At 59.4% G+C, this 10,087-nt stretch carries 7 protein-coding genes and 3 pseudogenes; 1 reads left to right on the forward strand and 9 read right to left on the reverse strand.

The genetic code is table 11. The annotated features are described in order from the left end of the window. Positions 1–4: 4 nt before the first annotated feature. The 7 genes and pseudogenes from nifK to X771_RS01000000165590 all read right to left on the reverse strand — a co-directional run. On the reverse strand, positions 5–1,546 hold the full coding sequence (gene nifK, locus X771_RS136430) for a nitrogenase molybdenum-iron protein subunit beta (protein ID WP_023690554.1): 1,542 nt from the start codon (positions 1,544–1,546) through the stop codon (positions 5–7). A 126-nt stretch (positions 1,547–1,672) separates the two neighbouring features. Continuing rightward, a complete protein-coding gene (gene nifD / locus X771_RS136425) occupies positions 1,673–3,175 on the reverse strand; it encodes a nitrogenase molybdenum-iron protein alpha chain (RefSeq protein ID WP_023690555.1) in 1,503 nt (500 codons plus the stop codon). 95 nt (positions 3,176–3,270) lie between these two features. After that, on the reverse strand, positions 3,271–4,164 hold the full coding sequence (gene nifH, locus X771_RS136420; protein ID WP_023706403.1) for a nitrogenase iron protein: 894 nt from the start codon (positions 4,162–4,164) through the stop codon (positions 3,271–3,273). 474 nt (positions 4,165–4,638) lie between these two features. Further along, positions 4,639–5,895 (reverse strand): HipA domain-containing protein, encoded by a 1,257-nt coding sequence (locus tag X771_RS136415; RefSeq protein WP_031203389.1) that lies wholly within the window; start codon positions 5,893–5,895, stop codon positions 4,639–4,641. Further along, a complete protein-coding gene (locus tag X771_RS136410) occupies positions 5,870–6,196 on the reverse strand; it encodes a helix-turn-helix domain-containing protein (RefSeq protein ID WP_023690557.1) in 327 nt (108 codons plus the stop codon). Before X771_RS136410 ends, X771_RS136415 begins: the two co-directional genes overlap by 26 nt. 213 nt (positions 6,197–6,409) lie before the next feature. Further along, positions 6,410–6,890: pseudogene (locus X771_RS01000000165585) on the reverse strand (DDE-type integrase/transposase/recombinase); the annotation flags it as partial. A gap of 35 nt (positions 6,891–6,925) precedes the next feature. Continuing rightward, a pseudogene (locus X771_RS01000000165590) lies at positions 6,926–7,494 on the reverse strand (IS3 family transposase); the annotation flags it as partial. 858 nt (positions 7,495–8,352) lie between these two features. Between X771_RS01000000165590 and X771_RS01000000165595 the strand changes: the two are divergent. Next, entirely contained in the window at positions 8,353–9,063 is a 711-nt protein-coding gene (locus X771_RS01000000165595; RefSeq protein ID WP_023727169.1) for a toll/interleukin-1 receptor domain-containing protein, read from the forward strand. A gap of 665 nt (positions 9,064–9,728) precedes the next feature. Here X771_RS01000000165595 and X771_RS1000000168510 read toward each other — a convergent pair. Both X771_RS1000000168510 and X771_RS136405 read right to left on the reverse strand, forming a co-directional pair. Next, positions 9,729–9,860 (reverse strand): annotated as a pseudogene (locus tag X771_RS1000000168510) (IS256 family transposase); the annotation flags it as partial. A gap of 10 nt (positions 9,861–9,870) precedes the next feature. After that, on the reverse strand, positions 9,871–10,087 hold a 217-nt coding region (locus tag X771_RS136405), incomplete at its 5' end, for an IS256 family transposase (protein ID WP_023690563.1).

Here is a 10,087-nt window from a genome sequence, read left to right on the forward strand (position 1 = left end):
AAGCTTAGCGGGTGAGGTCATACGAATAGTCCGTCACGCCCGTCTCGCTTGTCTCGCGATCGAGCTTGTCGAAGATCTTGTCGAGGATCGTCGTCAGCACGCGCAACCCGCCTTGGTAGCCCATCAGCGCGAACCGATGGTGATGGTGGCGATCGAAGATCGGAAACGTCAGCCGGATCAGCGGCGTGCCGGTGTCGCGCTCCAGATACTTGCCATAGGAGTTGCCGATCAGCAGGTCCACCGGCTCGGTGAAGAGCAGGGAGCGCATCGCCCAGAGGTCCTTGCCCGCCCAGACTTGAGCATCCTTGCCGAAGGGCGATGATGCAAGCAGTTCCTTCAACTCCGCTTCCCATGCCGACGTGCCGTTGGTGGCGAGGCAATGGGTCGGCTCGCCGCCCGTCTCCATGATGAAGCGGGCCATGGCGTAGACAAAGTCCGGATCGCCGTAAATGGCGTATTTCTTACCGTGCAGCCAGGATTGGCTGTCCGCCATGGCGTCGACAAGTCGGCCGCGATCGAGGCGGATTGCCTCCGGGATTTGCTTGCCGGAAATCGCGGAAACCTCCATCAGGAAGTCGTCAGTCGCCTTTACACCGAGCGGGTAATGGAACGAGGCCGTCGCCTGCCCCACCCCCTCGCAATACTCCAGGGTTTTTCGGGTGTTGTAATGCTGCAGCGACAGCGTCGCCTCGGCGTTGAGTGCCTTCCTCACGTCTTCGATCTTCGTGCCGCCGTCATACATCCGGTATTCGCCGTCGGACGGCGTGTCGAACTGGTCAGAGGCGTCTTGGATCAGGGTATAGGACACGCCTATGAGGTCGAGCAGGCGCTTGAGTTCCCGGTTGTTGCCAACACAGAAGCCATCGAAACCCGGAATGACGTTGATGGTCCCCTCGGCTTCCGTTCGCTCCTCGCCTTTCCAGAAATGCTCCAAAATGCCCTTGAGCGTGACGTCGTAGCCATCGACATGACTGCCGACGAAGGCCGGCGTGTGGGCGAATGGTACGTCGAAGTCGCGCGGGATCGAGCCTTCGTCCTTTGCGTTCTCGATGAAGCTGTGCAGGTCATCTCCAATGACCTCCGCCATACAAGTGGTCGAGACGGCGATCATCTTCGGGTCGTAGAGTTGGTACGTGTTGGCGAGACCGTCGACCAGGTTCTTCAGGCCGCCGAACACTGCCGCGTCCTCGGTCATCGAGGAGGAAACCGCCGAAGCAGGCTCCTTGAAATGGCGCGACAGGTGCGAGCGGTAATAGGCGACGCAGCCCTGGCTGCCGTGGACGAAGGACATGGTTCGCTCGAAGCCTGCGGCCGCGAACACCGCGCCGAGCGGCTGGCAGGCCTTGGCGGGGTTCACTACAAGCGCTTGGCGAGCAAGGTTCTTTTCGCGGTATTCCCACGTCTTGGTGAATTCGCCTTGGTCGGTAACGATCTGGTCCGGGTGAGGACATTCGAAATTCAGCCTCTTCTCGGCGAGCATCTGCCTGTATTCCGGCTCGCGGAACAGGGGCGCGTGGTCGAGAACTTTTTCAGCCGACTGCGGCATGGGTGGTTACCTCTTTCCATCTGGCCCGCCATACGGCGGCACAGGGACGTCGAAACGTTTTCAGGTCTCCCGCGGACAAGCGGCCACAGGCGTTCGCGGCCTCCCGGCTTCCGGGAGGCCAGGGTTTCATTCGGCTGCGATCGCCGCCGACGGCTCGGCTTTTTTCTTCCAGGGGGCGTCGTAGAGGTTCCAGACCGGGTTGTTGATGGCCAGGTCCATATCGCGCGCGAAGATGGCGAACCCGTCGTAGCCATGATACGGGCCGGAATAATCCCAGGAATGCATTTGACGGAACGGTATGCCCATCTTCTGGACCGGGTACTTTTCTTTGATGCCGGAGCCCACGAGATCAGGACGGATCCCCTCGATGAACTTCTCCAGCTCGTAACCAGTCACGTCGTCATAGATCAGCGTGCCCTTTTTCACGTAGTGGCCGGTGCGCTGATAGTCGTCGTTATGGCCAAATTCATAGCCAGTGCCGACGATCACCATGCCCAGGTCCTCATATGCGGTGACGACGTGACGGGGGCGCAGCCCGCCGACATAGAGCATCACCGTCCTGCCTTCGAGGCGCGGCCGGTACTTGGCTATGACCGCCTCGACCAGCGGCCGGTATTTGGCGATGACCGCCTCGGCCTTCGCCTCGATTTCCGGCCCGAAGTGCTTGGCTATCTTGCGCAGAGAGGCTTCGGTCTGGGAGGGCCCGAAGAAATTATACTCCATCCAGGCGATGCCATACTTTTCCTCCATGTGCCGGCAGATGTAGTTCATCGACCTGTAGCAATGGATGAGATTGAGTTTCGCCTTTGGCGCTCGCTCTATTTCGGCCAGCGTAGCGTCGCCCGACCAGTTGCCGACCACGCGCAGACCCATCTCCTCGAGCAGGATGCGCGAAGCCCAGGCGTCGCCGCCGATATTATAGTCCCCGACCACATTGACATCGTACGGGCCGGCCTCGAACTCGAGGTCCTTCTTCTCGAACACCCAGTCGCGGATCGCGTCGTTGGCGATGTGGTGGCCGAGGGATTGCGAGACGCCGCGGAAGCCCTCGCAGCGCACCGGCACGATTGTCTTTCCGTGCTGCTTGGCCTTGTTGCGGGATACAGCTTCGGTGTCGTCGCCAATCAGGCCAATCGGGCATTCGGATTGCACAGTCATGCCCTTGTTCAGCGGAAACAGTTCCTCGATCTCGTCGATGATCCGTTCGAGCTTCTTGTCGCCGCCGAAAACAATGTCCTTCTCCTGGAAATCGGAGGTGAACTGCATGGTGACGAACGTGTCGATGCCGGTCGTGCCGAGGTAGTAGTTGCGGCGTTGAGACCAGGAATATTGCCCGCAGCCGACCGGCCCGTGCGAGATATGGACCATATCCTTGACTGGACCCCACACCACTCCTTTCGAGCCGGCATAGGCGCAGCCGCGAATCGTCATCACGCCGGGGATGGACTTGATGTTCGATTTGACATCGCATTCAGAAAGGACCTCGCTTTCCTCGCCAGCCTCGTCGCCGCTTTTTGCGACGCTGAGGTGCTTTTTGCGGCGCTTCGCCGACTTGTCAGGATATTGCGACAGCACTTCCTCGATAAGCTTCGCATGGAGGGCACCGTCATTCTCGTATTCCAGGCTCATGGGACCCCTTTCAAGGTTCAGGGACGCCTCACCGACGAGGCGCCGTTCTTTGAAAGGCGCACCAGGTCAGGCGGCGCCTTATGTCGCAGCGGTCGCTACTGTGCGGCCGCCTTAGCCGCTTCCTTGACCTGAAGCTCCGCAAGCATCTGCTCGTCGGTCTTCATGATGCCGAAGTCGAGCAGCATGTCCTCGAGCTCCTCCATGGTGATCGGGGTCGGGATGGTGCCCTGGCCCGAATTCCCATGGATCTTCTCGGCCAGCGCCCTGTATTCCCCGGCCTGCTTGGAGTCCGGCGCATACTGGATCACAGACATCTTCCTGAGCTCGGCGTGCTGGACGATGTTGTCGCGCGGCACGAAGTGGATAAGTTTGGAATTGAGCCTGGAAGCAAGCGCCTCGGCGAGGTCGAGTTCGCGGTCGGTTTGGCGCTCGTTGCAGATCAGGCCGCCGAGCCGCACGCCGCCCGAATGGGCGTATTTCAGGATACCCTTGGCGATGTTGTTGGCGGCATAGAGCGCCATCATCTCGCCGGACATGACGATATAGATTTCCTGGGCCTTGTTCTCGCGGATCGGCATCGCGAAACCGCCACACACCACATCCCCGAGCACGTCGTAGGAGACATAGTCGACGTCGTCGTAGGCGCCGTTCTCCTCGAGGAAGTTGATTGAGGTGATCACGCCGCGGCCGGCGCAGCCGACACCCGGCTCGGGCCCGCCCGACTCCACGCATTTGATGCCTTTGTACCCGACCTTGAGCACGTCCGCGAGTTCCAGGTCTTCCACCGAACCTTCCTCTGCCGCGAGGTGCAGCACCGTATCCTGCGCCTTCGCGTTCAGGATCAGGCGGGTGGAGTCGGCTTTGGGGTCGCAGCCGACGATGAGGATTCTCTGCCCGAGGTCGACAAGGGCGGCGAGCGTATTTTGGGAGGTGGTGGACTTGCCGATGCCGCCCTTGCCGTAAAAGGCGATCTGACGCAAACCTGACATGTAGCTTTCCTTCCTTCGTTCCATTCATCGCGGCTGCCGCGACATGAATGCCGGTCGGGCAGCTGTAGCCGCCTCGCACCTAAGGATCTCAAGACTCGTGCCAATTTGGCTGATCGAACCGAAGAATAATTTGATGGTTGCTTTTCAGGGGTTTAGCCTGAGGGCCAAAGAAAGGATCGTCGCAACAGACCGTGTAGCGGACCCGACAATGGCGACACAAAGCGTCGGATCGCGATCCTCAGTCACCGAATTCGTTTGAACCGCGTCGTTATGTTGAAGTGGACGAACAGCAGCTCGATCCTGTTGGGTGAATTGCGGGATGCTGTCTGTTCCGGCGAGCTGACGTGCTTGCTCACGCGTGTCATCGTGGACACTCCGCGGAATCTTGCGCCACGCTGGCATGCCTTCGATCCAGCCATCCATAGGGCCGCGGATCGAAAGTTCCGCTATATCAGCAACCCGAGGGGACTCGGCTCACTTATCGGCGCAGGAGTTCAGTATCGGCGTCATCGCCTTCACATGTTCGTCCATCCGCTTGAGCACTTTCGCTGCGACAACGTCGCGCTCAGGCAGATGCCACCAGTACTCGTTGACGAGTTTGACCGTCTCGACCACTGCCTTTAGGACTGCCGGCTCCGGAAGCCTTGCGCGGTTCGCAAATGCTTTCCATCGCGGTGCTGCTAGCGCCTTGAACGAGCGCTCTCCTCCAAGCGAAAGCGCCATGGCGTCGGCGGGAATATATGGCACAGTGGACAGGACGTCGTAGATTGGTGCAAGCGCCGGCTTGTCGCCGTTTCCGGGATACATCAAAGACCAATTCTTCAGGTGCATGTCGCCATTGCCGGTGGTGACGCTCAGTGCCAGGCGGCGGACGAAATCGAGAGCCGCCGTAGGCGAGACGGCCACGCCAAGAGCCAAGGCTATGTCGTGATAAGCGGCCCCCTCATATTTGCGCGAGGGGTAGACACCGAAGACCTGAGCGAAATCCTCGATGTGTATCCTCTCGCCACCGGCGCCGCGATCGAAGCGTTTGACGAGAAGGACCTTGCCCTCCGACAGCGTATTGAATTCTTCGGGAACGCCCTCAAAATCGGACTTCTCGACCAGTTCGCATTCAGGAACCTCCATGCCGATTGCTGCTGCCAGCGCCAGGTTGGCGAATTCGTTCTCGGAAACGCCCGGAAACGCCGTCGAAGGGAACTTGGCAATGTACCGGCCCTGCTCGTCGTCCATCGGCAAGGTAAGGCCGCCGCCTTTTCCAATGTTCTTCATGACCGACAGCTTCATCTGCACGCCGGCAAGCGAGAACCGTGCCTTGGGGTGATCCTTTGAGCCATCCTTCGAAACCGTTATCGCGCCGTCACTGGGCAACGCCCGTACGGCTCCCGGCAGATCGGCGCCCAGTGCCGCTAAAAGATCGAAATCATTGCCTGGCCGCACATTGCCTTCGTGATGCCTTTCCATCGCCTCCCGCAATTTCTCCTCCGGCAGGAGGTTCGCGAAGAAAGCGGGCAAGGCGCTTGCCAGAGGCTTTGGATCTTTCCGCAATCCTCCTGTCGCTGCCCGGAACGACAGGCTGAGAACCGGAAAGCCGCCCGTCGCGCGGTAGGCGTCATCGAAGTTGAACGCATTGAAATCGCCCGGCGTCCTGACGATTGTGCCGATCTTCACTGCATTCAAGAGCACGTCCAGTGACGGGATCGTCTTAGGTGCGCGAAAGACTGGAGCCATGATCGTCATCGTCAGGTTGAGAAACAAAGGCGGGTCGATCGTCATCATCATGCGGACGCAATAGAGCCTGGACAGCCGGCACCATGGCTTGCGGAACCAGCATCATTTCCAGACCGAGCGCGCGAGCGATATTCATGAGCGTCGTCGCACGCGCGGCTGCGGCTCCCTTTTCGATGTCGCGATATCGGGGACGGGATATACCCGCCAAATCGGCGACCTGCTCCTGCGTCATCGCAGCGGCCAACCTCGCCTGCCTGAAAAACCCACCGATTTCCCGTAGAATTTCCGATTGAGAGTCCATAACGCAACCTATACGATCTATTCCAATGTGCGATGGTACGCAAAGGTATCTCATCCAGCGAGTAGTTTCAATGCTTTATGATCTGTTTACGTATCATATGTGAAGAAAATGATATGGAAAGAGATCAATCTTCCTCTCTCTTTAGCCCGCGCGGCAACGTCGTTCCTCCGAGAACTGAACCGCACCGGGTTTTCCGGAGGCCGTTTCGTTGAGTCACGCGGCCATGGCTGGGTCATACAGAATGGCGTAGTAGCGTTCCTCGGCTTCGGCCGGCGGAATGTTGCCGATGGCCTCCAGCAGCCGGCGATTGTTGAACCAATCGACCCAATCGAGCTACCGAACTCGACGGCTTCGAAGTTGCGCCATGGTCCGCGTCGATGGATCACCTCGGCCTTGTAAAGGCCGTTGATCGTCGGCGAGAGCATTGTCGTTGCTGTCGCCGACGCTGCCTACCGAAGGCTCGACGCCGGCCTCCGCCAGGCGCTCGGTGTATCTGATAGAGTCCTATTGGGCGGCCTCTATCGCTGTGATGGATCAGCCTGCCCCCCTGCACGGGCCGCCGATCATGGAGAGCCTGTTCCAGAGCGTCCAGAACGAAGCTGGCATGCGCCGTCCGGCTCACCCGCCAGCCGACGATCCTTCGCGCATAGGTGTCGACGACAAAGGCGACATAGACGAAGCCCATCCAGGTCGCGANCGGCCTCCGCCAGGCGCTCGGTGTATTGGGCGGCCTCTGTCGCTGTGATGGATGAGCCTGCCCCCCTGCGCGGGCCGCCGATCATGGAGAGCCTGTTCCAGAGCGTCCAGAACGAAGCTGGCATGCGCCGTCCGGCTCACCCGCCAGCCGACGATCCTTCGCGCATAGGTGTCGATGACAAAGGCGACATAGACGGAGCCCGTCCAGGTCGCGACGCAGGTCAAGTCGGAGACCCACAGCATGTTCCGCGCCGGGGCATGGAACTGGCGATTGGCGTGATCGAGAGGGCAAGGTGCGGCCTTGTCGCTCACCGTGGTGCGGATCGGCTTGCCGCGGATGATGCCCTCAAGACCCATGGCCCTCATCAGTGGGGCAACCGTGCAGCGGGCGACGTCGAGCCCTCACGCTGTAACTCCCGCCAGACCTTGCGAACGCCGTAGACGCGGAAGTTGGCCTCGAACACGCGTCGGATCTCATCCTTCAAGGCCAGGGCCTCATCCCGCTTCGCCCGAGCCGACAGCCGGGAAGGATCGATGCGCTTGGCGACATGGTCGTGGTAGCTCGACGGGGCGATCGGCAGCACCTTCCAGATCGGCTCGACCCGATGCGGTTGCCACGTCCGAAGGCACGCCGGCGAGCACGGTTCATACAGCTGCTGTGGCCACCGTCCACCGGCTTTTCTTCGTAATAGGCCTAGTGCATGCGTCGCTGCAGACGGCCAACTGAAAGAACATTCAGCCAATGGCTATTTGACCTCGGCGCCGATGCGCTCGACGGTGGTCCTATGAAAGAGACGGGCTGCTTCAGATGCCGCACAGCCTTCATTTAGCTGAGTCGAGTGATTTCGGAGCGCTGATTGGGTTTGTTTCGGACGGCGTCCACCCTTTCGCCCGCGTTCGCGGGCTGCCTGTAACCGGGGCACCGTGGGCATTTTTAGAATAATCCCGCTAAGGTAATTCGAAGTTGTTTGGATTGACCGGTTAGCTCGGCCTGGAGCGTTCCCGGGTCGGTCAATCTCGTTCCAGAGATAGTCTTTGGTGAATGCGATATGAGCCAAGGAGCGGTGCGACCTGGGAGAGCAATTCGACGGAATATCGATGCCCTGGCCGCGGACATAACCGACAGGGGCTGAGATGACGGTAAGCGCGTAGGCTAGGCCCCGTGTCAGCATCACCAAAGCTGACAACCCTTGGACGGCTCGCAGTGTCGGGGACGACTATGGGGTGGCGACAAGGCGCAGCTTGAGGTGCCCAGACCGGCGCTTGAGAAGGCTCTAACTCAGGCTGGCTAGACCTCCGACCCGACAAGCTAACACAAAGACGCAACGCACCGTTCGAGTAATTGCTGGCAACAAGCCGGCTCCCCAATTAGAGGATTTCCCGGCTTAATTTCCAGCGTCGACTTGACTGCAAAAGACTTTCGCTGGAAGTGTCGACCTAGATTCGGGGGGCTCCATAAAATGGCAAGCAAGGCAAAATCGCGGAAGCGCGTTGGAACTCTAGAAGACCGGTTTATGGACGCCGTTAGAGAATTGTCGGGGGGCGGAAAAGTGAGCGTTAAGAACGCAGCCCTTTTCAATAAACTGGGTTGGATAGAAGAACGTTACACGACAACTAAGGACCGCCTGAGGAAGAATGGACTGATAAGAGGAGGTCCCGGTGGGACTATGTCCCTCCCCCAAAATGCGGCTAGCCCCAGTCCCAAGCCTCTCAAGGCGTTTATCTCCTACTCGCATGCAGATGCGGCTATCAAGGTTGACCTTCTAAAGCACCTTACGCCGCTGAGCCGACTCGGTCTTGTCGAGGCTTGGCACGATGGCGAAATCGAGACTGGCGACAAATGGGCGGACGCCATCAAGGGCAATCTAGAGAGCGCCGACATTATCATCCTCCTGATAAGCGTTGACTTTATCAACTCGCGTTATTGCAACCAGATTGAGCTAACTCACGCGATGGAGAGAGAGGCCAACAACACGACGGTTGTTATTCCAGTGATCGCGAGAAATTGCCTGTGGCAGGAAGAGCTCTTCGGGTCTTTTCAGGCGACCCTCAAGGGTACATCGATCGCAAGTTTCAAGGATCGCGACGAAGCTCTGACTTTGGTCGCGGCAGATATCAAGGAAAAAGCCCTTTCCATGCTTGCCAAAAAGAACGGGGTTGCTCCTTCCTAGATGTGCAATCTGCACAACATCACCACGTCGCAAGAAGCCATACGCCAGTGCACCAGGGCTCTGCGCGACCATCTCAGGCAACCTGAACCGTCCATCGACATCTACCCCAACCAGCCCCCAACCAGCCCGGTCCGGTGGTCCGCAATGCGGCAGACGGGCAACGTCAAGTCGCCAACCTGCGTTGGGGAATGCCGACACCGCTCGAACGGGTCAAGGGCAAGGCCGACTACGGCACGACCAATATCCGCAACCCACAATACGGCCATTGGCAGCAGTATGTTGGGGTTGAGCATCGCTGTGTGGTGCCTGTGACGAGTTTCTCGGAGCCTAGCCCAACACCCGGCATAAGGACCCTGAGACAGGTATTCAGCGGATTGGTTCGCGCTCAATGAGGACCGGCCGCTTTTCTTCTTCGCTGGCCTCTGGACGCCATGGCATGGGGTGCGCAAGGTCAAGGACGGCGCCGGCGATTTCGAGCTTTACGGCTTCATGACGACCGCGCCCAACGCCCCGATCAAGCCGATCCATGCGCCTCTAATGGGCGTTGGGCACCTTGCCGGGAAGTGCTGTGGATAGCCGGAGGCACCTCACGACCGACCGCGCATGACTCGGGGGCAATGGTTGTGTGCGTCAAGTTCTGCAAAATGGGGCAGCCATGATGCTGGTCATGCGGCTTGGCGCAGAGCGAGCTTCTTGTGCTCGCGCAGGTCGTCCATATTGATGTATCGGTTGGCCTCCATCCAGTTTTCATTGGTCTCGACGGCCAACGCCCTGACCAGGCGCAGGCAGCTTTCGGTNTGATGCTGGTCATGCGGCTTGGCGCAGAGCGAGCTTCTTGTGCTCGCGCAGGTCGTCCATGTTGATGTATCGGTTGGCCTCCATCCAGTTTTCGTTGGTCTCGACGGCCAAGGCCCTGACCAGGCGCAGGCAGCTTTCGGTGTTGGGGAAGATGCGCACGACATAGGTGCGCCGGCGGATTTCCTCGTTGAGCCGCTCCAGCATGTTGGTGGATTTGAGATGCTTG

Source organism: Mesorhizobium sp. LSJC269B00, assembly GCF_000502815.1.
Classification (GTDB): Bacteria; Pseudomonadota; Alphaproteobacteria; order Rhizobiales; family Rhizobiaceae; genus Mesorhizobium.